The sequence below is a fragment of the Agromyces sp. S2-1-8 genome, from assembly GCF_021129215.1.
In the GTDB taxonomy this organism is placed as follows: domain Bacteria; phylum Actinomycetota; class Actinomycetes; order Actinomycetales; family Microbacteriaceae; genus Agromyces; species Agromyces chromiiresistens.
The window spans coordinates 727,840-749,661 of record NZ_JAJOLP010000001.1; the positions used below are offsets into that span (position 1 = coordinate 727,840).

Sequence of the window (21,822 nt, forward strand, 5' to 3'; positions counted from 1 at the left end):
GCGGGCCGCCGCACGGGCCGAGACGTGTGGCGGGTGAGACGGGAGTGACGACGTCGCACGTGATCAAGCCGCTCACTCCCGAGACCTTCCCGGCGTGGTTGGCGCTCGCGCAGAAGCACAACGGGGTCTGGGGCGGGTGCTACTGCTCGTATTTCCACGGCGACACGGAGCGCACCGTCAAGGACGATTACGACCGGCCGACGTTCAAGCAGCGACTCGTGGCGGAGGGCGTCGCGCACGCCGCGCTCGTCTTCGACGGCGACGACGCGATCGCCTGGTGCGAGTACGGCAGTCCGGTCGAACTGCCGAACATCTACCACCGCAAGCAGTACGACGCCGGCGAGACCACGCCGGCGCCGTGGCGCATCACCTGCTTCTTCGTCGACCGCGACCATCGACGGTCGGGAGTGGCACGAGAAGCGCTCGACGGCGCGCTCGAGCTGATCGCCCAGGCCGGCGGGGGCGAGGTGGTCTCGTTCCCCAACGAGCTCGCCCCCGGCAAGCGGACGTCGTCGTCGTTCCTCCACAACGGCACGAGGGCCATGTTCGAGAAGGCGGGATTCACGTTCGAGCGGCACATCGGCAAGAGCAAGACCGTCATGCGCAAGACGGTCGCACCGGCCCACGGCTGACGCCGGGCTCGCCCGGTCGGTTCGCCGAGTGGCGGGCTCAGCCGGCGGCCTTGCGGATGTGCTCGGTGATGCGCCGTTCCGTCTCGGGGGTGAGCGCGAGCAGCGCGAACGAGGTCACCCAGATGTCGCCGTCGTCGAGCTGGGCGGCCTCCTCGAAACCGAGCGTCGCGTAGCGCGACTCGAACTTGGACGCGGGCTTGAAGAAGACCACGATCTTGCCGTTCGCGTCGGCGTAGGACGGGAACCCGTACCAGGTCTTGGGGAACAGCTGCGGCGCGACATCCTTCACGATGCGGTCGATGCCCTCGGCGATCGCGCGGTCGTCATCGGGCAGCGCGGCGATCGCTTCGCGGATCGCCTTCTCGCCCGCCTCCCGCGTCTTGCCGGCCTTCGCTTCGGCCCGCAGCTCTGCCGCGCGCTGCTTGACGGCGGCGCGTTCGTCGGCGGAGAGTCCGTCGGTCTTTGTCGTAGCCATGGGTTGCTCCTTCTCGATGTCTTCCGGTCAAATTCGATCTGCCTTCACGGTACGGAATCGAGCACCGCGGCGCTTCTCGAATCCTGATCGAGCTGGCCCGATCGCCCGACAGCGCACGAAGCCGTGCAGGAAGCGCCCGAAACGCAGCGCCGGACATACGGAAGGAGGAGGGGAACGGGCGCCGATGGGGAATACCGCCGACAATGGTCTCAGCACGGTCCGGCGAAGGCGCGATGCACGCATCAGGGAGAGCGACGAGATGAGACCCCTTCGATACTCGATCAACGTGACTCTCGACGGCTGCTGCCATCACGAGGCAGGGCTCCCTCCCGACGAGGAGTCGATGCGCTACTGGACCGAGGAGATGGAACGGGCCGACGCCCTGCTCTTCGGACGGGTGACCTACGAGATGATGGAGGCGGCGTGGCGGCGGCCCGCCACGGGCACGTGGCCCGACTGGATGGACGAGTGGGAGATCCCGTTCGCCGAGACCATCGACCGGGCGAAGAAGCACGTCGTGTCGAGCACGCTGAGCGGCGTCGACTGGAACGCTGAACTCGTGCGAGGCGACGTGGGGCGAGCGGTTCAGCGGCTCAAGCAGGAGCCGGGCGAGGGCCTGTTCGTGGGTGGCGTGACGCTCCCCCTGGCGCTGGCGGACCTCGGCTTGATCGACGAGTACGTGTTCGTCGTGCAGCCGGTCCTCGCCGGGCACGGGCCGACGTTGCTCGCCGGCCTGCGCGAACGCATCCGGCTCGAGCTCGTCGATCGCCACGAGTTCCGGTCGGGCGTGGTCGCCATGCGATACCGGCCCGCGCGAGTCACGGCGTGACGACCCCGATCCGAGAGCACAGCGAACCTCGGCGCGCGGTCGCGGTCGCGGTCCGAGGCGATGGCCTCAGTCGAGCTCGCGCAGCGGTGACGTCAGCGCTCCGCCGGCATCGCCGGTGTTGACCGTGCCGCGCGGCTCGAAGAGCACGGCGTGCACCTCGGCGTCGGCGCGCGGGCAGTGTTCGACCCCCTTCGGCACGACGAACACGTCGTCGGGGCCGAGCACGACGTCGCGGTCGCGCAATTGGATCGTGAGCTCACCGCTCAGCACCATGAAGAGCTCATCGGTCTCGGGGTGGCTGTGCCACACGAACTCGCCGAGGAGCTTCACGACCTTCACGTCGTAGTCGTTGACGCTCGTCAGCCGGTGCGGCTGCCACGGATCGGGCACGGCGGCGAGGGCCGCCCTGAGGTTGCGCACTTCATCGCTCACTCCAACGAGCCTACGACGGCGACAGGGATGTCGCGGAGACATCCCTGTCGTTGAACGAGGCCCTGCGGCAGGATGGCCGCATGGCACTCCACTTCACCTCGATCGTCGAACCGCACGAGAAGATGCGCGGGCTCGAGGTGCCGCCAGAGGTGGTCGACGCGCTCGGAGGCGGCAAGCGACCGCGTGTCGTGGTCACGATCAACGGTCACACGTGGCGAACCCGTCTCGCGATCATGCTCGGACGCAACCTCATCGGCTTCAGCAACGCGAACCGGGCGGCGACCGGGGCCGAGGTCGGCGACGAGGTCACCATCGGTCTCGCGCTCGACGACGAGCCGATCACCGTCGACGAGCCGCCGGAGCTCACCGCGGCGCTCGATGCCGACCCGACCGCTCGAGCCGCGTTCGACGCTCTCACCGTGAGCCGGCGTCGTCAGCAGGCGCGGGTGATCGGCCAGGCGAAGGGGGCCGACACCCGGTCGCGCCGCGTCGAGAAGCTCCTCGCGCAGCTGCGCGATTCCGCGACCGACTGACCCGTCCGCCCGCCCCGCGTGTATGAGGGCTCCACGCACCGACGCGGTCACCGCGGCCGGCGGTCGACGGCGACACCGACGGCAACCGGGCGCTCGATGCTCACGGCACGTGGCGGCCCGGCTCGCCGTAGCGCGCCAGGAAGAGCGCGACGGCTCTCGCCGAGGCATCCGCCGCCGGCTCGGCCTCGACGCCGAGCAGAGCGGCGTTCAGCGGGGCGCCGACGACGAGCCACGTGAACTCCTCGGCAGCCGCCCGGGGGGCGTCGGCCTTCAGCGCGCCCGCTCGGCGCAAGTCGTCGAAGGTGTCCGCGAGGTCGGAGACGTTGCGCTGCCAGCTCTCCTCGAAGTAGATGGCCGCGACCTCGGGCTGCGTCTTCGCCTCGTTGATGACCAGTCGTCGCATGGCGACGACGTCGGGCGAGAGGATGGCGCGCAGGAGCGTTTCACCGAGCTCGACGAGCCCGTGCTCGACATCGGGCACCTGCGCGAGCCGGTCGAGCGCCGGCCGCATCGCGCCGCGACCCGAGGCCGCCCAGTCGGAGACCACCGCGCGGTAGAGCGCCGACTTCGATGGATGCTCCCGATACAACGAGCTCTTCGAGATTCGCGCACGCGCGGCCACCTCGTCCATCGTCGCGGCGGAGTAGCCGCGCTCGAGGAAGACGGCCCGCGCCTCGGCGAGCAGTGCCGAGCCGGTGAGCCCGGGCGGACGCCCGCGAGCAGAAGTGGGAACCGACATGGTTCCAGTTTAGTACTTGACAGGACTAAAACGAGGCGCGTACCGTACTGAGTACTCACCAGTACTGAAAGGGGACCGCATGGCACTCCTCGGCGTCGCCCTCGCCACGGTCGTCTCGTTCATCGCAAGCGCGGTGCTCTACGCGATTCCGCCGGTCTCCCGGCTCATCGGCGCGCGGAGCACCCCTCGCCCAGGCATCCCGGTCGTCGTCCAGATGCTGCTCGTCGTCCTCCGCAGCCTCGTCATGTCCCTGCTCGTGCTCGGCCTGATGCTCGCCGGCGGTTGGCACGGAGCGGCGGCCGGCGCGGTGCTCGGACTGGCGTTGGCCTCACTGCCGGCGGTCCTCCTGCTGGGGTCGGTCGTGCACGAGAACACGCCGATCCCCGTCGCGCTCGTCCACTTCACCGACTGGCTGCTCAAGCTCGTCATCATCGGCGCCCTCGTCGGCGCCTTCACCTGATCGGAGCAACGACATGACCGACACGAGCGGACCGCTCGACATCACCTTCACCTCGACCCTCGGCAAGGTGCGCGAGGGTGACACCTGGACCTGTGCCCAGCTGCCCGACTCGGCGACGATCTTCGACACCCGCGGCCTCGTCAAGGTCGAGGGCACGATCGACGGCGAGCCGTTCCGCGGCGCGTTCATGGCGCTCGGCGACGGCACCCACAAGCTGCCGGTCTCCGCGGCCGTCCGCAAGCGCATCGGCAAGACCGACGGCGACTCGGTCACCGTCCACCTCACCCGCCGTCTCAGCTGAGCGCGGCGGGGCGCGGCGCCCGCGACGGTGCGCCGCCGGCCGCGCCGACGCGATGGTAGGAATGGCAGGTGCCGATCCTGCCGAAAGAACGTGATCCGCGGCTCATCACGATCCGTCGTGGCGGAACCCTGAGCGACGACGACCACCACCTGCTCGCGGAGTGGGCGATCGCGTGCGCCGAGCACGTGCTGCCCCTCTTCGAGGACGCGCAGCCCGACGACCCGCGGCCGCGCGAGGTGCTCGAGGTCGCACGCGGGTGGGTGCGCGGCGAGGTGCCGATGCGCGAGGCGCATCATGCGGCGTTCCACGCGAACGCCGCGGGCCGAGGCCGACCCGATCCCGTGAAGTTCGCTGCGCTGTCGGTCGGGCAGGCGGTCGCGGTGGCGCACGTCGCCGAGCACGAGCTCGGGGCGGCGGCGTATGCGATCCGTGCGGCCACGGCCGCGGCACCCGTTGATGACGGGGATGCCTCGGAGCGGGCGCGGCTCGCCGAGCGCGACTGGCAGCGCGACCGGCTGCCGCCGGCCATCCGCGATCTCGTGCTCGACGATCAGCGGCGCCGCAGCGCGATCTGCTGGAACGTCTTCGATGAGTGAACGGCTCGGCCGGGCGTACTTCGGGGTGCAGGCGGTCGCAGGACTGGCGTGGTGGCTCGCGGTGTTCACGGTGCCCGTCGTGCGGGGCGCCACGCTCGGCGGGCTCGACCCCATGGTCGTCGCCGTGCTCGACCTCCCGCTGTTCGTCGGGGCCTCGGCGGTCGCTGCGTGCGGCGTGCGCGCGGCGGCGTTCGTCGCGACAGGGTGGACATTGATCGTCACCGCGGGTCTCACGGTGTACGCGACGCTCAGCACCGAGGCGGGCTGGGGTGTGCTGCTCATGGGCGCGGCGTCCGTGGCATCCGTGGTGGCTCTCTGCCTGATGGTGCTGGGACGCGTGCCGACCGAGTGGATGCTCGTCGGGCCGTTCCGATTCCGCCGGGCGGACGAGTCGGCGAAGACGGTCGCACACCTCGCGGCGACCGCCGTGCAGATCGTGGTCTTCTGGGGGCTGCTGCTCGGAGTCGTGCCGGCGGTGATCGCCTGGCTCGAAGTGCGGTGGGGGCTGGCCGTGCCCACGCCCGGCTGGCTGCTGCCGTTCGGTGCCTTCGTGTTCGCGCTCGCGAGCGGCCTCGGCATCTGGTCGGCGGTCGCGATGGCGACCCGCGGCGCCGGCACTCCGCTGCCCGCGGCGACCGCGAACCGGCTCGTGATCACCGGGCCGTATCGCTTCGTGCGCAACCCGATGGCGTTGGCGGGCATCACGCAGGGGGTCGCGGTCGGTCTCATGCTCGGCGCGTGGCTGGTCGTCGCCTACGCGGTCGCGGGCGGGCTGTTCTGGAACTTCGTCGTGCGCCCGCTCGAGGAGGCCGAGATGGAAGCGAGAATCGGCGATGAGTTCCGCCGGTACCGCGCGGCGGTGCGGTGCTGGGTGCCGCGGTTCTCGGGGACGCCACTCGAAGTCTCCCGCACCTGACGTCGACCGCACCGAGTTCGATCCGCTCGTTCCCGGGAGGCTGTGACCCGCGCACCTGGCCGTGCGACTCGCGTGTCGTGATCTCCCGACCCGGGCCACCCGCATCGAATCGGTTCGATAGGCTCCTTGGCAACGCAAACATCTGAAGCCCCCGCAGAGACCCGCCGAGAGCCCCATGCCCACCTCCCTCACCACCGGCGCCCCCTGGCGCGTCATCCTCGTCTTCGCGACGCCGTTGCTCATCGGCAACGTCGTGCAGCAGCTCTACCAGGTCGCCGACGCGATCGTCGTCGGGCGCTACCTCGGCATCGACTCGTTGGCCGCGGTCGGTGCGACGGGGTCGCTGCTCTTCCTGCTGCTCGGATTCGCCTGGGGGTTGACCTCGGGATTCGCCATCCCGACGGCGCAGGCCTTCGGCGCCGCTGACTCCGCCGCGGTGCGCAGCTCGGTGGCGACGGGCACGATGCTCACCGCCGCGATGAGCGCGTGCCTCACGATCGCCGCCCCGTTCCTCGCCGAACCGATGCTGCGCCTGCTGCAGACCCCCGAGGAGCTGCTCGCCGAGGCGACCGTGTTCACGCAGGTCAGCTTCCTCGGGGCTGCCGCGGTCATGTTCTTCAATTACCTCTCCGCTGTGATCCGGGCGCTCGGCGACTCGCGCACGCCGCTCGTGTTCCTCACGATCGCGTGCGTGCTGAACGTGGGCCTCGTCGTCGTCATGGTCGGCCCGCTCGGCTGGGGCGTGGCGGGAGCGGCGTGGGCGACGGTCGTCGCGCAGGCCGTCTCGGTCGCCCTCTGCCTCCTCTACGTGCGCCGCCGCCTGCCCGTGCTGCACCTGCGCCGCTCCGACTGGAGGGTGTCGCGCGTCGAGCTGCGCGAGCACCTGCGCATCGGCATGGCCATGGGCGTGCAGACCTCGATCATCGCGATCGGCACGCTCACCGTGCAGGTGGCGCTCAACGAGCTCGGCGCCGACGCGGTCGCCGCGTTCACGCTGGGATCGCGGGTCGAGTCGATCGCGGTCGCGCTGCTCTCGTCGTTGGGCCTCGCCGCTTCGATGTTCGCCGCGCAGAACCTCGGCGGCAAGCGCCCCGACCGCGTTCGTCGCGGCGTCGTGCAGGCGACCTGGATGTCGATCGGGGCAGCCGTGGCGATCGGGGCACTGCTGATCATGTTCGGCGAGCAACTCGTGCGGTTCTTCGTCGGCGAGGGGTCGAACGACGTGGTGGACGCCGCCGCGCTCATGCTCTCCATCGACGGCTTCACCTACTCGCTGCTCGGCGTGCTGTTCATCCTGCGAGGAGTGCTGCAGGGGCTCGGTTACACCATCGTGCCGACGGTGACCGGGGTGATCGAGCTCGTGATGCGCGTCGCGGCCGCGGTCGTGCTGGGGTCGATATTCGGCTTCGTCGGCGTCGTGCTGAGCAACCCGCTCGCGTGGCTGGGCTCGGTCGCGCTGCTCATTCCCGCCTACGTCCGCGAGCATCGCCGTCTGGGTCGGCTGCCGGTCGAGCCGCTCGCGGCCACTCCGACCACGCCGGTCGCGGTCATCGGGCCCGTGGACGGGTCGATGACCGTCGACGCCGTCGTGACCGGATCGGTGCCGGTCCATCGGCCCGCCGAGGACGATCAGGATCCCGACCTCGCGTCGAACGTCGAGACCCGCTGACCAGCGCAATCGCGTTCCGGACCTCGCGGTGGGTCTAGCCGCGCGCGGGCAACGCGCGTACCGTCGAGCGCATGACGAAGCTCATCGAGAACCTGGCGGATTCGGTGCCCAGGTGGGGCGCGAAGGTGGCGTACGGCGAGAAGTCGACGATCGACGGGCGCGAGTTCGTTCCGGTCGCGCTCGTGGCCTTCGGGTTCGGCGGGGGTGAGGGCTCCGGCGACATGCCGGAGACCGAGAAGACCCCGGCCGGCCGGGGTGAGGGCAGCGGTGGCGGTGGCGGTGGCTACGCCGTGCCGATCGGGGCGTACATCGGCGGACCGGATGGACTGCGATTCCGCCCCAACACGATCGCCCTCGCGGTGGTCGCGGTGCCGCTCGTGTCGGCGGTCGGCGCCGCCCTGGCGATGATCATCGGCGCGAGCCGGTTCGCCCGCTCCCGCTGACCGCAAGCCCGAACGGAAGCCCGACCACCCGCCGCGACCCGGTTCCTCCACTGAGGTGACGAACGTCGCCGAGCCCGACCGCATCGGTCGCCCGGCGCTGATCGCCACCCGGCTTGTGCTGCGTCGCGTCGCGATCTACCATTGCCTCGCGCGATAAACGAATAGCACGTTCGAATATCGAACAATGCGAGGCATCCATCTCTCGAAACCGCCGGGTGCCTCGTCACGACGACGTGAGGAGCCCACCGTGCAGTTCCACCACCACGGCTACGTGTCCGGCGACCCCCGGGTGCTCCCGGCCGCAGGGGTCGGCATCGACCGCCCCGAGGAGCTGCCCGACGAGATCGACGTGCTCATCGTCGGCTCGGGGCCCGCGGGCATGCTGCTGTCGGCGCAGCTCTCGCAGTACCCCGACGTCGTCACGCGCATCATCGAGCGCCGAGACGGCCGGCTCGTGCTGGGCCAGGCCGACGGCATCCAGCCGCGCAGCGTCGAGACGTTCCAGGCGTTCGGCTTCGCCGAGCGCATCATCGCCGAGGCGTACAACATCGGCTACATGAACTTCTGGGGCCCCGACCCCGCCGACCCGCAGAACATCATCCGCACCTCGCGCACCGAGGACTACGGCTACAAGATCAGCGAGTTCCCGCACCTCATCGTGAACCAGGCGCGCGTGCTCGACTACTTCGCCGAGGCCGCAGCCCACGGGCCCGGCCGCATCGTGCCCGACTACGGCATCGAGTTCACGGGCCTCACCGTGCACGAGGAAGGCAGCGAAGGCGCGGCGTCGGGCTACCCCGTCGAGGTGCGCGTGCGCTACACCGCGGGCGAGCGCGCCGGCGAGGAGCGCACCGTGCGCGCGAAGTACGTCGCGGGCTGCGACGGCGCGCGCAGCGGCGTGCGCGAGGCGATCGGCCGCAAGCACATCGGCGCCATGGCGTCGCACGCGTGGGGCGTCATGGACGTCGTCGTGAACACCGACTTCCCGGACTGGCGCACGAAGTGCGCGATCAACTCGGAGGCGGGCAACATCCTGCACATCCCTCGCGAGGGCGGGTACCTCAGCCGCATGTACATCGACCTGGGGGCCGTGGCCGAGGATGACGACCATGAGGTGCGCAAGACGCCGATCGAGGCCATCATCGCGAAGGCCAACGACATCCTGCACCCGTACACGCTCGACGTGCGCCAGGTCGCGTGGTTCAGCGTCTACGAGGTCGGCCACCGGGTGACCGACCACTTCGACGACCGGGCGAACGACGACGAGGATGCCTCGCCGCGGGTGTTCCTCACCGGAGACGCCTGCCACACCCACAGCGCGAAGGCCGGCCAGGGCATGAACGTCTCGATGCAGGACGGCTTCAACCTGGGCTGGAAGCTCGGTTCGGTCGTCTCGGGGCTCGCGCCGGCGTCGCTGCTCTCGACCTACTCGGCCGAACGGCAGCCCGTCGCGCAGCAGCTCATCGACTTCGACCGCGAGTGGTCGTCGCTCATGGCGCGCAAGCCCGAGGAGATCTCCGACCCGCAGGAGCTCGCGACGTTCTACCTCGGCACGGCAGAGTTCCCGTCGGGGTTCATGACGCAGTACGGGCCCTCGATGATCACGGGCGACGCCGCGCACCAGGAGCTCGCGACCGGGTTCCCGATCGGCAAGCGGTTCAAGTCGTCGCAGGTGTCGTTCGTGTGCGACGGCAACGTCGTGCACCTCGGCCACCACGCCAAGGCCGACGGCCGCTGGCGCGTCTACGCCTTCGCCGACGCGCCGGCCGCGGGCGAGGCATCCGCCCTGACCGACTGGGCCGAGTGGATGGCGACCGCACCAGAGTCACCGGTGTCGCGGTTCACGCCGGCGGGTGCCGACGTCGACGCGGTGTTCGACGTCAAGGCGATCTACCAGCAGCGGCACGACGAGCTCGACATCACCCGGGCGCCCGAGGCGTTCCGGCCGAAGACCGGTCCGCTCGCGCTGATGGACTGGGAGAAGGTCTTCGCCGCCGGCCCGAGCGTCTGGTGCCCGACCGACATCTTCGAGGAGCGCGGCATCTCGCGCGACGGTGCGGTCGTCGTCGTGCGCCCCGACGGGTACGTCGCGCACGTGCTGCCGCTCACGGCGACGGCCGAGCTGGGCGAGTTCTTCGCGGGGCAGATGCTCGAGCGCTGAACCCGGGCCCGTCGAAGGTGCACTCGTGGCCCGGATGCGGGCGGCGAGTGCACTCTCGGGGCGCGGAGGGGCGAGTCGTCAGGCGCCCGAGGCGCGCCGCAGGTTCGCCGAGGCGACGAGCAGCCGCTCGGCGAGCTCGTCCTCGGGCCGGGGGAAGGACACGTGGATGACGGCGATCGCCGCCGGCGGCTGCCCGGGCAGGTTGAGCGGCACGGCGACCGATCGCAGCGACGGCACCACCTCGTCGTGGCTCACGGTGTACCCCCGGGCACGGCTCTCGGCGATCTCGGCGCGCAGGGTCTCGGGCACGTCGTCGGGCCAGCGCGACTCCGGCAAGCCCATGAGGATCGCCTTGCCGGGGCCTCCGCGCGTGATCGGGTGCCGGTGCCCCGGCCGGTACGACACGGCGGCCGTCCGGCGCGGCGACGCGCTCACGAGCGTCACGGCCTCGTCGCCGTCGAGCAGCACGGCGAGCAGGCACGTCATGCCGAGTTCTTCGGCGACCTCCGCGAGCTCGGGCAGGGCGAGCTGCTGCAGGTCGCGCTGCACCCCGGCGGCCAGTGCGGCGAGACCGGCCCCGAGCACGATGCGCCCCCCGGCGTCGCGCGAGGCGAGCCCGTGGTGCTCGAGCGTACGCAGCAGGCGGTAGGCGACCGAGCGGTGCACGCCCAGTTCGGCGGCCACCTCGTCGATCGAGAGCGCGCGGTCGGCATCGGCCAGGATCTCGAGGATCCGGATGCCACGGCTGAGGGTCTGCGACCCCGCCTGCGCCGCCTTCATGTCTGCCGCCATGCGTCCGATACTAGAACGACCTGCTCGATCATCGGACGATGGCGCCGTCGACCCCTCGGGTGCGAGACTGACGTCGATGACCGAACACGGTGACGAGTCCCCGTCGAGCGGGCAGCCGGCGGCCGGCGACCCGCTCGGCATGGGCGACGACGAGGCGATCACGGGCGAACTCCTCAAGGAGCCGGGCCTCGCCGACGAATTGATCCGGCAGAACACGCTCATGTACGGCGGGTTGATCGGCCTCGGCGTCGTGATCGTCCAGCCGTACATCGGGAGCGACGACCTTCCCCCGCTCGGGCTCGTGACGGTCATCTCGTTCGCGTTGGCCATTCCGCTGCTCGCGATGCTCATGCTGCTCGGCAGCCAGGAGGCGTACCGCCACCGCGTGAGCCGCGCGCGCAGCGTCGGCTTCGCCCGGGGGGTCGCGATGGCGGCCGCGTGCGTCGGCACGGTGGCGGCGTTCTGGCAGATCAGCTGGATCGCGGGCGTGGTCATCCTCGTCAGCGGGGCCGTCGCCATCGGCGTCCAGAGCGCCGGGTACGTCAAGCTCGAGCCCGAGATGATGCGCAAGGCCGAGACGCTCTCGCTCGGGCGCGTCGCGGCCCGGCGGGCGGCCCGGAAGGGCCGCCGACCCGACGTGGAGCGGTGAACGAGCCGATCGCTCAGTCGATGCCGAACTCGGCGGCCCGTCGGGCGATCTCGCGCCGGCTCGAGAGTCCGAGCTTCGCGAGGATCGCCGAGACATGATGGTCGGCCGTCTTCGGCGAGATGTAGAGGCTCGTCGCGAGCTCGGCGTTCGTCAGCCCCTTCGCGACCAGGCGGGCGACGTCGAGCTGGCGGTTCGTGAGGCCCGAGGGGTTCGACCGGGTGCTCGCCCTGCGCTGCGCGGGCAGCCCCTCGATGCCTCGATCGGCGAGCAGGGTGCGGGCGCGTGCCGCCGAGGCATCCAGCCCCATCTCCTCGAGCCGGATCAGGGCGCCGATCGCCGCCTCCCGGTCGGTGCCGTGCAGCTCGGCGAGCGACGCCTCGAACGGCGAACCGAGTGCGAACCAGGCCGCGGCCGCCTCCGCGTGGCGACCGGCGAGTTCGAGCCGGTGCGGCTCGGCGATGCGGGCGAGCCCGCTCGCATCGGCATCGACGGCCCGGCCGACGCGGGCGAGCCAGACCATGAGCTCTCCGATCGCCCACTGCATGCCCGGCAGTGAGGCGGCGGCGCCGAGGTGGGCCGGCGCCTCGTCGAGCCGCGCATCGGCGCCGCCGCTCATCCAACGGCGTTCGGCGATCGCGGCGAGGGCGCCGAGGATCATGAGCGACTCCCCCAGCTCGAGCGCCAGTTCCCATGCGGTGTCGAGGTGCTCGGAGACCGTCGCGTCGTCACCGCTCGTTCGCAGCTCGACGAGCCCGAGCACGAGGTTCGGCCACACCGAGGCGAGCGGCGCACTGCCTTCGTCGAGGATGTTCGAGGCATCCTCGGCGGACGCGGCCCAGTGTCCGCGAAGCAAGTGGAGCCGTGCCCGCATGCCCGTCTGCCACTGGTAGCAGATCGGGATGTCGCGTTCGACGGTCAGCGGGATCGAGCGGGCGAGCACGGCCTCGGCCTCGCGGAAGCGGCGCGACTCGATGTCGATCGCAGCCAGATTCGAGAACGCCGTCGTGCCGACCTCGTCGAGCGAGCGGTCGAGTGCCTGCGCGGCACGCAGCAGCAGCCGGGGACGGCCGGACGGCTCGCCCTCGACGAGAGCGGCGGCCGCCTCGGTGATGGCGAAGCGGATCGCGGCGGGGTCGTCGTGCGGGCCGGCCGGCGCGTCGTCATCGTGCTCGGCCTCGAGCAGGATGGCGCGGGCAGCGGCGAGGTCGTGGCGCCGGTAGGCGAGATAGGCGAGCGTGGCACGCGCCGACGGCCCGTTCGGCGTGCCGTCGCTCGCCGCGACCGCGAGCTCGGCATGGTGCTCGGCGGCGGCACGCCGCGCCGAGTAGTACTCGACCACGGCGCGCCGGTCGTGCGCGGCTGCCGCGCCCTCGCGGTCGCCGAGCTGCTCGCGGAGCCGCAGCGCCGCATCGATCGACGCGATCGACTCGGGCAATCGGGACACCATGTACTGCTCCGTGCTGAGGAGCTCGAGCATCTCGGCGCGCTCGCGGCGGTGAGTGCGCTCGTCGCCCAGGTGTGCGAGTGCGAGCTCGAGGAAGGCGACCGCCTCCGAGTGCGACCCGGTGCGCGTCGCGACGTCGGCGGCGAGGGCCGCGTATCGCCGGGTGCGGGCGTCGTCGCCGGCCGCCTCCGCGTGGTGCGTCAGCACCGCGTAGTCGTTCGAGCCGAGCGCCTCGAGGGCCGTGAGCAGCCGTCGGTGCAGCAGGCTCGCGCCGCCCGGTCCGGCCGAGTCGAGCACTGCGAGCCGGGCGAGTTCGTGGCGGAACGCGATGCCGCGCCGGGCTCGCACGATGAGCCCGGTCGCCTCGAGGCGACGCAACTGCGGCAGATCGATGCCGAGTCCGGGCAACAGGCGGTCGTCGAGCGCGTCGGGTGCCGAGGCGATGAGCTGCAGGGTCTCCAGGTCGTCACCGTCGAGCGCGGTGGTACTCGCGAGCACCGCGTCGCGGATCGTCGACGGCAGCCGCTGGTCGGGATGTCGCGCGATCTCGCCGACGTAGAAGGGATTGCCGCCCGTGAGCTCGTGCGCGCGGCCCGGGTCGACCCCGGTACCCGCGAGCACGGCTGCGACCGACGCGACCGACAGCGGCTGCATCGTGATCGACGACGCCGTCTCGAGTCGAGCGACGTCGCCGAGGAGCGGGAGCAGCGGATGCCCGACACCGATGACGGTGTCGCGGTAGCTCACGATGAGCAGCACCGGCAGCGCGTCGATGCGGCGCACGAGGTAGCGCAGCATCTCGACCGAGGCGGCGTCGATCCACTGCGCGTCCTCGATGACGAGTACCGTCGCGCGGTCGGCGACCGCCGCGACGAACGCGCCTTCGCCGTCGAGCGGGGATGTCGCGCCACCGCCCGGTGCGACATTCGAGCCGCCGGGCCGCGAAATCGCATCGAGCTCGCCCAGCGCGTCGGCGATGGGGCCGAGCGGCCGGGGCGTGGTCAGCGGATCGCAGAGGCCGCGGAGCAGGTGCGGCCCCGAGGCCGGTGCACTGCCGAACGCGGCGCGGATGAGGCTCGTCTTGCCGGCGCCGGCATCACCGGTCACCGTGACGACGCGGCCGCCCTCTTCGATGCGTCGCGCCCCGTCGCGGAGCGTCGCGAGCTCGGGCTCGCGCTCGAACAGCCCCATGACAGCAGCGTACGTGTCATGGGGCCGGTTCGGGTGGGCGGTTTCGAGCATGCCGGCGGCCGGGGAGCCGACTCGCTCAGAGCAGCCGGCCGCCGACGGCGCCGCGCTGCGAGTCCGCGCGAAGCCGGGCGGCGATCCGTCGGTTCTCGAGGGCGAGCGCAACCGTCTCATGGCTGAGCGGGTCGCGTGGTCGGCGTCGCCGGGCGAACGCGCCGACGACGGCGAACGCATGTGCGAGGTGCGCCGTCAAGCGGCCCCTCAACGCGTCGACGTGCTCGGCCGCCGCGGCGCTCGACGCGAACACCACGGTCGTTGCGGTGTCCATGGCCATCACGCCATCTCGGCGGCCGTGTGCGGGCCGAACTCGGCGACGACCTCCGAGACGAGGTTCGCGGGGAACCCGCCCCGTCGGGCGTGCTCCCGCACCGTCTCGGCGTCGTCGGTGCGGTGCACGCAGTACAGCTTGTCGCCGGCGACGTAGGTGGTGACCCAGTCGTACTCGACGCCGAGCGAGTCGACGGCGGCGTTCGAGACCGTCGAGATCTCTGCGAGTTCGGCGTGGCTCAGGCGAGCCGCGCCGGGCACTTCGCGTTCGATGATGAATGTCTTCATGGTTCCGTTCCTTCGAGTGCGTCCGGCGGCTGCCGGACGAATCAATGGTCCGGTCGTCGGGCGTTGCGGGGCATCGGGAGAACCTCCCCATGTTCGGCCGAGGTGCACTCCCCGCGACGAGTCCCGTGCGCGAGCGCGCCGACGACGCGGTCGAGTAGCGGGTCGAACTTCCGCCCGGTGAAAGAAGTGCAGATCCTTCGAGGCGAATCGGGCGGAAAACCTTCGTCACCGCCGTTCGCGCGTCTACGCTGATGCCGAGCCTCGCTGCGACGGTCACAGGCACGCAACGATTCCGCATAACGGAACGTAACTTTCTCATCAAGGAAGTTCTGTGACCATACAGTGGGTGCTCGGCATGCAGCACCGTCGCCGCAGCGGGGTCCTCCCGTCCCGCGTCGACGGTGACGCACGCTGAGGCGGTCGCACCCGGCGACCGTCTCGACGAGGCAGACGAGAAGGAGCACCGCATGACGCGCATCGGGGTCGTCACCGAGCAACCGCCCGAGACCAGGGTCGCCGCGACGCCGGCGACCGTGAAGCAGTTGATCTCGCTCGGCTACGAGGTGATCGTCGAGGCCGGTGCGGGCGCCGCCTCCGCGTTCCCCGACGAGGCCTACGTCGACGCCGGTGCGACGATCGTCGGCACCGCCGAGGCGCTCGCCGCCGGCGTCGTGCTCAAGGTCAACGCGCCGACGGAGGCCGAGATCGCCGGCCTGCAGCCCGGTGCGACGGTCGTCGGCCTGCTGGCCCCGGCGTTCAAGCCCGAACTCCTCGAGGCGCTGGCCGGACGCGGCGTCACCGCGCTCGCCATGGACGCGGTGCCGCGCATCTCGCGCGCCCAGTCGATGGACGTGCTGAGCTCGATGGCGAACATCGCCGGCTATCGCGCCGTCGTCGAGGCCGCGCACGAGTTCGGCCGATTCTTCACGGGCCAGGTCACCGCCGCCGGCAAGGTTCCGCCGGCGAAGGTGCTCGTCGCGGGTGCCGGCGTCGCGGGGCTCGCGGCGATCGGGGCCGCCTCCAGCCTCGGCGCCATCGTGCGCGCGACCGACCCGCGCCCCGAGGTCGCCGACCAGGTCAGGTCGATCGGCGGCGAGTACCTCAAGGTCGAGGTCGAGGTCGAGCAGTCGACCGACGGCTACGCCAAGGCGACGAGCGAGGCCTACGACCGCCGCGCCGCGGAGATCTACTCCGAGCAGGCGGCCGATGTCGACATCGTCATCACGACGGCGCTCATCCCCGGACGCGCGGCCCCGCGGCTCATCACCGCGGCCGACGTCGCGAGCATGAAGTCGGGCAGCGTCATCGTCGACATGGCGGCCGGCATGGGCGGCAACGTCGAGGGCTCGGTGGCGGGCGAGCGCATCGTCACGCCGAACGGCGTCGTCATCCTCGGCTACACCGACCTCGCATCGCGCCTGCCCACGCAGGCCTCGCAGCTCTACGGCACCAACGTCGTCAACCTGATGAAGCTCATCACCCCGGGCAAGGACGGCGAGCCGTCGCTCGACTTCGACGACATCGTGCAGCGCTCGGTGACGGTCGCGAAGGACGGCGCGGTCACCTGGCCGCCGCCGCCCGTGCAGGTCTCGGCCGCGCCCGCCGCGGCATCGCCGAAGCCGGATGCCTCGGCCGAGGCATCCGCGACGCAGAAGCAGCCCATGTCGGCCGGCAGGAAGGTCGCGCTCATCGCGGTCGGCGTCGCCGCGCTGTTCCTCGTCAACGCGGTCGCTCCCCCGCCGCTGCCGCAGCACTTCACGGTGCTCGTGCTCGCGATCGTCGTCGGCTTCTACGTCATCGGCAAGGTGGCGCACGCGCTGCACACGCCGCTCATGAGCGTGACGAACGCCATCTCGGGCATCATCGTCGTCGGCGCGATGGTGCAGATCACGAGCGACCAGCCCGTCGTGCAGATCCTCGCGGCGGTCGCCGTGCTGCTCGCGAGCATCAACATCTTCGGCGGTTTCGCCGTGACCCGACGCATGCTGGCGATGTTCGCGAAGGGTGCCGCGCCCGCCGCCGCGCCGACGGCCCCTGCCGCCGCCCGCGCCGCCGCCAAGGCCGAGACTGGAGCCGACCGTGCCTGAGACCACGACCCTGCTGACCCCGGCGTCGATCGCCGGAGCCGCCTACATCGTCGCGGCGCTGCTGTTCATCATGAGCCTCGCGGGGCTCAGCCGGCACGAGACCTCCCGAGCCGGGGTCGGCTACGGCATCGCCGGCATGGCGATCGCGCTCGTCGCGACCGTATGGGTGACGTTCGCGGGAGCGTGGGGAACACCCGCGGTGACGACCGGGCTCATCCTGCTCGTCGTCGCGGTGATCGTCGGCGCGGCGATCGGCCTGTGGCGAGCCCGCGTGGTCGCGATGACGGGCATGCCCGAGCTCATCGCCCTGCTGCACAGCTTCGTCGGCCTCGCAGCCGTGCTCGTCGGCTGGAACGGGGCGCTCGATGAAACCGGCATGACCGGCGCGCTCCTCGACATCCACCACGCCGAGGTCTTCATCGGCGTCTTCATCGGCGCCGTCACGTTCACCGGGTCGATCGTCGCGTTCCTCAAGCTCTCGGCCCGCATGAAGTCGGCGCCGCTCATGCTGCCCGGCAAGAACGCGCTCAACCTCGGCGCACTCGTCGCCTTCGTCGTGCTCACCGTCTGGTACGTCGTCACGCCCGAGCTGTGGCTGCTCGTCGTCGTGACGCTGCTCGCGCTCGCGCTCGGCTGGCACCTCGTCGCCTCGATCGGCGGCGGCGACATGCCGGTCGTCATCTCGATGCTGAACAGCTACTCGGGCTGGGCGGCGGCCGCTGCGGGCTTCCTGCTCAACAACGACCTGCTCATCGTCACCGGTGCGCTCGTCGGCTCGTCGGGTGCCTACCTCTCGTACATCATGTGCAAGGCGATGAACCGGTCGTTCATCTCCGTCATCGCGGGCGGCTTCGGCATCGCCGCGCCGTCGTCGAGCGGCGAGGTCGAGGGCGAGACGCACGAGGTCGACGCCGAGGCCGTCGCCGCACTGCTGAGCGACGCCTCGACCGTCATCATCACCCCCGGCTACGGCATGGCCGTCGCCCAGGCGCAGTACCCCGTGGCCGAGCTCACGAGCCGGCTGCGCGAGCGTGGCGTCGAGGTGCGGTTCGGGATCCATCCGGTCGCCGGTCGCCTGCCCGGGCACATGAACGTGCTGCTCGCCGAGGCGAAGGTGCCGTACGACATCGTCGAGGAGATGGACGAGATCAACGACGACCTCGCGGCGACCGATGTCGTGCTCGTCATCGGCGCCAACGACACGGTCAACCCTGCCGCCGCCGAAGACCCGGGCAGCCCGATCGCGGGCATGCCGGTGCTGCGGGTGTGGGAGGCGAAGAACGTCGTCGTGTTCAAGCGCTCGATGTCGGCCGGCTACGCCGGCGTCGCCAACCCGCTGTTCTACCGCGACAACGCGCAGATGCTGTTCGGTGACGCGAAGCAGCGCGTGGAGGACATCCTGCGGGCGCTGTAGGCGTGAGCGAACGGATGCCCCGTGCCGCACGTCGGCGCGGGGCATCCTTCATCTCAGGCCGGGTTCACCGCCGGTCGTCGTCCGGGCTGACGACCGTGAGCGGTCCCTCGTCGGCGGTCGGCGGCTCGAAAGCGTCGAAATACGCGCCGGCCAGCGCCTCGTCGAGCGGGAAATCGTCGGCGTGCTCTGCACCGCGCGCCAGCACGCGTCGCACGACGACGTCGCGAGGTGCCGCCACGTACACGGTCTCCGGCTCGATTCCCTCGCTTCGCACGAGCGCCCGGTACCGATCGCGGTCCTGGCGCGACCAGAACGAGAAGTCGAGCACGACGTCACGTCCCTGCTCGATCGCGCGCTGAAGTCGGGACTGCAGTTCGGACTCGATCTCGGCGTGCACGTCGGGCGCGAGCGGCATGCTGCGGATGCCTCGTCGCCATGCCTCGACGTCGAACGAGAGTCGGACCATGCCTTCGGACTCGAACCGCCGGGCGATCGTGGACTTGCCGGAGCCCGCCGGGCCGCACATGAAGAGGACCCGGCTCATGCGTCGAGCCTATTGGGGCGGCCGTGTCTGCGATCGCCCCGGGCACGCGCTCAGCCGCGCCCACGTAGGATGGATCGGTACTCCCCTCCGATGTGAAAGAGGTCGCCGTGGCCACCGCCCGCGATGCAGTTCCGGAGCGCCCCCACTACTGGGTCGTCCCGGTCGTGCGCGGACTTCTCGCGATCGTTCCCGCCGCCGTCATCACCTTCTCGCAGGACCACTCGGCCGACCTCGGCCTCGTCGTCTTCGGGGTGTGGGCGGTCGTCTCCGGTCTCGTCGTCGGGGCGCTGAGCCTGCGCCTGCTCGGCGGCCGAGGCATCCGCTCGCTGTTCGCCATCACCGCCGTCGTCACCGTCGCCGCCGGCCTGCTCGCGCTCGCGGTGCCGGGCGGGCTGCCCTTCCTGCTCTATCTCGTGAGCGTGTGGGCGGCCGTCACCGGCTTCGTCGAGCTCTACGCGGGGCTGCGCTCGCGCGGTCGCTCGGCGGTCGCGCGCGACTGGATCGCGGTCGGAGCGTTCACGGCACTGCTCGCGCTCGTGTTCCTGCTCCTTCCGCCCGACGCCGTCACCGCGGTGGGCCTGCTCGGCGGCTACCTCGTGATCGTGGGCGTCTTCCTCGTGATCGGCGGCCTCTCGTTGAAGTGGGCCGCGAACCAGACCGCCGACGGGGCACCCGCGGCAGGAACGGAGCCGCAGTCGTGAGCCAGACGCCCGGACAGTTCGAACCGAGTCGGCGCGATCGCCTGCGCCCGGCCGAGTACGTCGGCGGCGCCGCGATCGCCGCGCTCTTCGTCGGCGTCATCGCCCTCCTCACGACCCGCGACTGGACCATCGCGCTCATCGGAGCGGGCGGCGCGTTCATCGTCGTGCTCGTCGTGCTCGCGCTGCTGCAGATGGCGATCAAGCCGAACGCCGACGAGCAGGCAGAGCTCGGCGGCGACGACCCCGCCGACGGCGGACCGACGGGGCCGACGCACTAGTACAGCGGCACTCCGCGCACCGATCGGGTGGAGCGCGCGACGGTTCCACGGCCGCCGCACGCCCGATTCCGCCTGCTCGTGAGACCGCCCGATCGCCGGCCGACGCGGACTCCGTCGGGATTGGTGCCGACTTCCACGGATTCCGCGACGCGAACCCGGGCGGATCATCAGCCCCGCATAACAGGATGGGGATTCCACCCATCCGGGCGGTGATCTGCGAAGGAGCGAAGTGACATCGACGACACGGGCGATCCAGCTGGGTCGCAAGGAGCGGCCGAAGCGCGGGTCACTCCTGCTGCTCGTTCCGGGCATCGCCTCGGTCGTGCTGCTCGGCATCCTGCCCCTGTTCATCGTCGCGCGGAACAGCTTCGCCGTCGCCGACAACTACGGCGGGATCACCGACGGGCTCACCTTCGACAACTATGCGAAGCTGCTCGACCCGGTCTACTCGAAGACCCTCTTCTACTCGCTCGGGCTCGGCGTCCTGAACACCGTCGTCTGCCTCGTCGTCGGGTACATCACGTCGTACTACATCGTGTCGCGACCGCCGAACCGGCAGGGGTTCCTGCTGCTGCTCGTCATCATCCCGTTCTGGACCGACTTCCTGGTGCGCACGTTCGCGTGGATCACGATCCTCGGATCGGGCGGCCCGATCGCCGGCGTGCTGGGGGTCTTCGGCGTCGCCGGCTTCTCGCTCATCCCGAGCAACGTCGCCGTGGTGCTCGGCCTGCTCTACTCGTTCCTCCCGACGGCGATCTTCCCGATCTACGCGTCGATGCGGTCGATCGACCCGTCGCTGAAGGAGGCCGCCACCGACCTGGGCTGCGGGTGGTGGGGGGTGCACCGCCGGGTGATCCTGCCGCTCACGGGCCCGGGCATCCTGGGCGCCGCACTGCTCACGTTCATCCCGACCATGGGCGTCTTCGTCATCCCGGTGCTGCTCGGCGGCGGCAAGGACCCGCTCGTCGGCAACCTCATCGTCACGCTCTACACGGAGTTCCGCAACCAGCCGATGGGCGCAGCGGCGTCGATGGTGCTCCTGCTGCTGATGCTCATCTCGATGGTGCTCGTCGGCCTCGGGCTGAAGCGCTCGTCCGCCAAGAAGGGAGCGTGACCGTGGATCGCGTCGTGAACGGCTTCGCCCGGGGCGTCTTCGTCTTCCTCTACCTCCCGATCGTCGCGGTGATCGTGTACTCGTTCAACGCGGCGGGCACGAACACCCGCTTCGAGGGGCTCACCCTGCAGTGGTACGTCGAGCTGTTCCAGGACGCCGCGCTCATGCAGACCCTGCAGACGAGCGCGATCGTCGCGGTCATCACCGCGACCGTCGCCACGATCATCGGCATCATGTTCGCGCTCGGAATCGCCCGGTACCGCGGGCGCGGGCGTGCCAGTCTCCTCGCGCTCATCGCGCTCCCCCTGATCGTGCCCGAGATCGTGCTCGGCGTCGCGCTGCTGAGCGTGTTCAGCACGACGAGGATCCCCCTCGGCATCGGCACGCTCGTGCTCGGCCACCTCATCGTGTCGCTCCCGCTCGCGACGCTCGTGCTCATGAGCTCGGCGGTGATGCTCGACCCGAGCCTCCCCGAAGCGGCGACCGACCTGGGCTGCACGCCGTGGCAGACGTTCACCCGCGTGTACTTCCCGCTGCTGCGCCCCGCCGTGGTCGCGGCATGGCTGCTGAGCTTCACGACGTCGTTCAGCAACATCGTGATGTCCACGTTCCTCAGCGGCGTCGGATCGACGACGCTCCCGCTCAAGATCTACTCGAGCCTCAAGACCGGACTCACCCCCACGATCAACGCCCTCGGAGCACTGCTCATCCTGCTCACGCTCGTGATCGTGCTCCTCGTCGGCGTCACGCAGATGCGACGCATCCTCGTCGAGTCGCGCGGCTAGCCCCCGAACTGCAACATCCCCCCAC

25 protein-coding genes are annotated in these 21,822 nt (G+C 70.8%); 17 read left to right on the plus strand and 8 right to left on the minus strand.

Annotated elements, in window-relative coordinates; translation table 11 throughout:
- Positions 1–44: 44 nt before the first annotated feature.
- On the plus strand, positions 45–632 hold the full coding sequence (locus LR269_RS03290; protein ID WP_231429275.1) for a GNAT family N-acetyltransferase: 588 nt from the start codon (positions 45–47) through the stop codon (positions 630–632).
- A 37-nt stretch (positions 633–669) separates the two neighbouring features.
- On the opposite strand, the gene LR269_RS03295 is transcribed toward LR269_RS03290, so the two are convergent.
- Positions 670–1,107, minus strand: a complete 438-nt coding sequence (locus tag LR269_RS03295; RefSeq protein ID WP_231429276.1) for a hypothetical protein — start codon at positions 1,105–1,107, stop codon at positions 670–672.
- Between the two features lie 259 nt (positions 1,108–1,366).
- Here LR269_RS03295 and LR269_RS03300 point away from each other — a divergent pair, with 259 nt between their 5' ends.
- Positions 1,367–1,936, plus strand: a complete 570-nt coding sequence (locus LR269_RS03300; RefSeq protein WP_231429277.1) for a dihydrofolate reductase family protein — start codon at positions 1,367–1,369, stop codon at positions 1,934–1,936.
- 66 nt (positions 1,937–2,002) lie between these two features.
- Here LR269_RS03300 and LR269_RS03305 read toward each other — a convergent pair whose 3' ends face one another.
- The gene (locus tag LR269_RS03305; RefSeq protein WP_231429278.1) at positions 2,003–2,368 is read right to left on the minus strand and encodes a cupin domain-containing protein; all 366 of its coding nucleotides are present in this window, start codon (positions 2,366–2,368) and stop codon (positions 2,003–2,005) included.
- An 80-nt stretch (positions 2,369–2,448) separates the two neighbouring features.
- Here LR269_RS03305 and LR269_RS03310 point away from each other — a divergent pair, with 80 nt between their 5' ends.
- Positions 2,449–2,901, plus strand: coding sequence for a YdeI/OmpD-associated family protein (locus LR269_RS03310; RefSeq protein WP_231429279.1), 453 nt, complete (start codon positions 2,449–2,451; stop codon positions 2,899–2,901).
- A gap of 100 nt (positions 2,902–3,001) precedes the next feature.
- Here the strand turns inward: LR269_RS03310 and LR269_RS03315 are convergent, their stop codons facing one another.
- Complete coding sequence (locus tag LR269_RS03315; RefSeq protein WP_231429280.1) at positions 3,002–3,640, minus strand: TetR/AcrR family transcriptional regulator; 639 nt, start codon at positions 3,638–3,640, stop codon at positions 3,002–3,004.
- Positions 3,641–3,719: 79 nt separating this feature from the next.
- Between LR269_RS03315 and LR269_RS03320 the strand changes: the two genes are divergently transcribed.
- From LR269_RS03320 to LR269_RS03350, 7 genes are all read left to right on the plus strand, one after another.
- Positions 3,720–4,100, plus strand: coding sequence for a DUF1761 family protein (locus tag LR269_RS03320; RefSeq protein ID WP_231429281.1), 381 nt, complete (start codon positions 3,720–3,722; stop codon positions 4,098–4,100).
- 13 nt (positions 4,101–4,113) lie between these two features.
- Positions 4,114–4,401 (plus strand): DUF1905 domain-containing protein, encoded by a 288-nt coding sequence (locus LR269_RS03325; protein WP_231429282.1) that lies wholly within the window; start codon positions 4,114–4,116, stop codon positions 4,399–4,401.
- A gap of 68 nt (positions 4,402–4,469) precedes the next feature.
- Positions 4,470–4,997, plus strand: a complete 528-nt coding sequence (locus LR269_RS03330; protein ID WP_231429283.1) for a putative immunity protein — start codon at positions 4,470–4,472, stop codon at positions 4,995–4,997.
- Positions 4,990–5,913, plus strand: coding sequence for an isoprenylcysteine carboxylmethyltransferase family protein (locus tag LR269_RS03335; protein ID WP_231429284.1), 924 nt, complete (start codon positions 4,990–4,992; stop codon positions 5,911–5,913). The genes LR269_RS03330 and LR269_RS03335 overlap by 8 nt, the downstream gene beginning before the upstream one ends.
- A 175-nt stretch (positions 5,914–6,088) precedes the next feature.
- Positions 6,089–7,582: an MATE family efflux transporter gene (locus LR269_RS03340; RefSeq protein ID WP_231429285.1), complete on the plus strand. Its 1,494-nt coding sequence runs from the start codon at positions 6,089–6,091 to the stop codon at positions 7,580–7,582.
- A 71-nt stretch (positions 7,583–7,653) separates the two neighbouring features.
- Positions 7,654–8,025 carry a hypothetical protein gene (locus tag LR269_RS03345; RefSeq protein WP_231429286.1) on the plus strand — a complete coding sequence of 124 codons (372 nt, stop codon included), beginning with the start codon at positions 7,654–7,656 and terminating at the stop codon, positions 8,023–8,025.
- Positions 8,026–8,272: 247 nt separating this feature from the next.
- On the plus strand, positions 8,273–10,186 hold the full coding sequence (locus tag LR269_RS03350; RefSeq protein WP_231429287.1) for an FAD-binding monooxygenase: 1,914 nt from the start codon (positions 8,273–8,275) through the stop codon (positions 10,184–10,186).
- A 78-nt stretch (positions 10,187–10,264) separates the two neighbouring features.
- On the opposite strand, the gene LR269_RS03355 is transcribed toward LR269_RS03350, so the two are convergent.
- Positions 10,265–10,978 carry an IclR family transcriptional regulator gene (locus LR269_RS03355; protein WP_231429288.1) on the minus strand — a complete coding sequence of 238 codons (714 nt, stop codon included), beginning with the start codon at positions 10,976–10,978 and terminating at the stop codon, positions 10,265–10,267.
- Between the two features lie 76 nt (positions 10,979–11,054).
- Here LR269_RS03355 and LR269_RS03360 point away from each other — a divergent pair, with 76 nt between their 5' ends.
- Positions 11,055–11,627 (plus strand): hypothetical protein, encoded by a 573-nt coding sequence (locus LR269_RS03360; RefSeq protein WP_231429289.1) that lies wholly within the window; start codon positions 11,055–11,057, stop codon positions 11,625–11,627.
- Between the two features lie 13 nt (positions 11,628–11,640).
- Here LR269_RS03360 and LR269_RS03365 read toward each other — a convergent pair whose 3' ends face one another.
- The 3 genes from LR269_RS03365 to LR269_RS03375 form a co-directional block, all read right to left on the minus strand.
- Entirely contained in the window at positions 11,641–14,262 is a 2,622-nt protein-coding gene (locus LR269_RS03365; RefSeq protein ID WP_231429290.1) for an AAA family ATPase, read from the minus strand.
- Between the two features lie 76 nt (positions 14,263–14,338).
- A complete protein-coding gene (locus tag LR269_RS03370; RefSeq protein WP_231429291.1) occupies positions 14,339–14,587 on the minus strand; it encodes a hypothetical protein in 249 nt (82 codons plus the stop codon).
- Positions 14,588–14,592: 5 nt separating this feature from the next.
- Positions 14,593–14,874 carry a DUF4242 domain-containing protein gene (locus tag LR269_RS03375; protein ID WP_231429292.1) on the minus strand — a complete coding sequence of 94 codons (282 nt, stop codon included), beginning with the start codon at positions 14,872–14,874 and terminating at the stop codon, positions 14,593–14,595.
- Positions 14,875–15,341: 467 nt separating this feature from the next.
- Here LR269_RS03375 and LR269_RS03380 point away from each other — a divergent pair, with 467 nt between their 5' ends.
- Entirely contained in the window at positions 15,342–16,961 is a 1,620-nt protein-coding gene (locus tag LR269_RS03380) for a Re/Si-specific NAD(P)(+) transhydrogenase subunit alpha (RefSeq protein ID WP_231429293.1), read from the plus strand.
- Positions 16,954–18,375, plus strand: a complete 1,422-nt coding sequence (gene pntB, locus LR269_RS03385; protein ID WP_275507003.1) for a Re/Si-specific NAD(P)(+) transhydrogenase subunit beta — start codon at positions 16,954–16,956, stop codon at positions 18,373–18,375. Before LR269_RS03380 ends, pntB begins: the two co-directional genes overlap by 8 nt.
- 64 nt (positions 18,376–18,439) lie before the next feature.
- Here pntB and LR269_RS03390 read toward each other — a convergent pair whose 3' ends face one another.
- A complete protein-coding gene (locus LR269_RS03390; protein WP_231429294.1) occupies positions 18,440–18,919 on the minus strand; it encodes an ATP-binding protein in 480 nt (159 codons plus the stop codon).
- Positions 18,920–19,026: 107 nt separating this feature from the next.
- On the opposite strand from LR269_RS03390, the gene LR269_RS03395 reads away from it, so the two are divergent.
- From LR269_RS03395 to LR269_RS03410, 4 genes are all read left to right on the plus strand, one after another.
- Positions 19,027–19,620 (plus strand): hypothetical protein, encoded by a 594-nt coding sequence (locus tag LR269_RS03395; protein WP_231429295.1) that lies wholly within the window; start codon positions 19,027–19,029, stop codon positions 19,618–19,620.
- Positions 19,617–19,898 (plus strand): hypothetical protein, encoded by a 282-nt coding sequence (locus LR269_RS03400; protein ID WP_231429296.1) that lies wholly within the window; start codon positions 19,617–19,619, stop codon positions 19,896–19,898. Before LR269_RS03395 ends, LR269_RS03400 begins: the two co-directional genes overlap by 4 nt.
- A gap of 229 nt (positions 19,899–20,127) precedes the next feature.
- Positions 20,128–21,012 (plus strand): ABC transporter permease, encoded by an 885-nt coding sequence (locus LR269_RS03405; RefSeq protein WP_231429297.1) that lies wholly within the window; start codon positions 20,128–20,130, stop codon positions 21,010–21,012.
- Positions 21,009–21,797, plus strand: a complete 789-nt coding sequence (locus LR269_RS03410; protein WP_231429298.1) for an ABC transporter permease — start codon at positions 21,009–21,011, stop codon at positions 21,795–21,797. The genes LR269_RS03405 and LR269_RS03410 overlap by 4 nt, the downstream gene beginning before the upstream one ends.
- Positions 21,798–21,822: the final 25 nt, after the last annotated feature.

What these genes read in the sequence shown, in the direction of transcription:
- LR269_RS03355 (WP_231429288.1), bottom strand. Translation starts at nt 10,978, where the DNA reads ATGGCGGCAGACATGAAGGCGGCGCAGGCGGGGTCGCAGACCCTCAGC.
- LR269_RS03365 (WP_231429290.1), bottom strand. Translation starts at nt 14,262, where the DNA reads ATGGGGCTGTTCGAGCGCGAGCCCGAGCTCGCGACGCTCCGCGACGGG.
- LR269_RS03315 (WP_231429280.1), bottom strand. Translation starts at nt 3,640, where the DNA reads ATGTCGGTTCCCACTTCTGCTCGCGGGCGTCCGCCCGGGCTCACCGGC.
- LR269_RS03360 (WP_231429289.1), top strand. Translation starts at nt 11,055, where the DNA reads ATGACCGAACACGGTGACGAGTCCCCGTCGAGCGGGCAGCCGGCGGCC.
- LR269_RS03380 (WP_231429293.1), top strand. Translation starts at nt 15,342, where the DNA reads ATGACGCGCATCGGGGTCGTCACCGAGCAACCGCCCGAGACCAGGGTC.
- LR269_RS03295 (WP_231429276.1), bottom strand. Translation starts at nt 1,107, where the DNA reads ATGGCTACGACAAAGACCGACGGACTCTCCGCCGACGAACGCGCCGCC.
- LR269_RS03390 (WP_231429294.1), bottom strand. Translation starts at nt 18,919, where the DNA reads ATGAGCCGGGTCCTCTTCATGTGCGGCCCGGCGGGCTCCGGCAAGTCC.
- LR269_RS03335 (WP_231429284.1), top strand. Translation starts at nt 4,990, where the DNA reads ATGAGTGAACGGCTCGGCCGGGCGTACTTCGGGGTGCAGGCGGTCGCA.
- LR269_RS03300 (WP_231429277.1), top strand. Translation starts at nt 1,367, where the DNA reads ATGAGACCCCTTCGATACTCGATCAACGTGACTCTCGACGGCTGCTGC.
- LR269_RS03320 (WP_231429281.1), top strand. Translation starts at nt 3,720, where the DNA reads ATGGCACTCCTCGGCGTCGCCCTCGCCACGGTCGTCTCGTTCATCGCA.
- LR269_RS03310 (WP_231429279.1), top strand. Translation starts at nt 2,449, where the DNA reads ATGGCACTCCACTTCACCTCGATCGTCGAACCGCACGAGAAGATGCGC.
- LR269_RS03375 (WP_231429292.1), bottom strand. Translation starts at nt 14,874, where the DNA reads ATGAAGACATTCATCATCGAACGCGAAGTGCCCGGCGCGGCTCGCCTG.
- LR269_RS03340 (WP_231429285.1), top strand. Translation starts at nt 6,089, where the DNA reads ATGCCCACCTCCCTCACCACCGGCGCCCCCTGGCGCGTCATCCTCGTC.
- LR269_RS03345 (WP_231429286.1), top strand. Translation starts at nt 7,654, where the DNA reads ATGACGAAGCTCATCGAGAACCTGGCGGATTCGGTGCCCAGGTGGGGC.
- LR269_RS03370 (WP_231429291.1), bottom strand. Translation starts at nt 14,587, where the DNA reads ATGGACACCGCAACGACCGTGGTGTTCGCGTCGAGCGCCGCGGCGGCC.
- LR269_RS03325 (WP_231429282.1), top strand. Translation starts at nt 4,114, where the DNA reads ATGACCGACACGAGCGGACCGCTCGACATCACCTTCACCTCGACCCTC.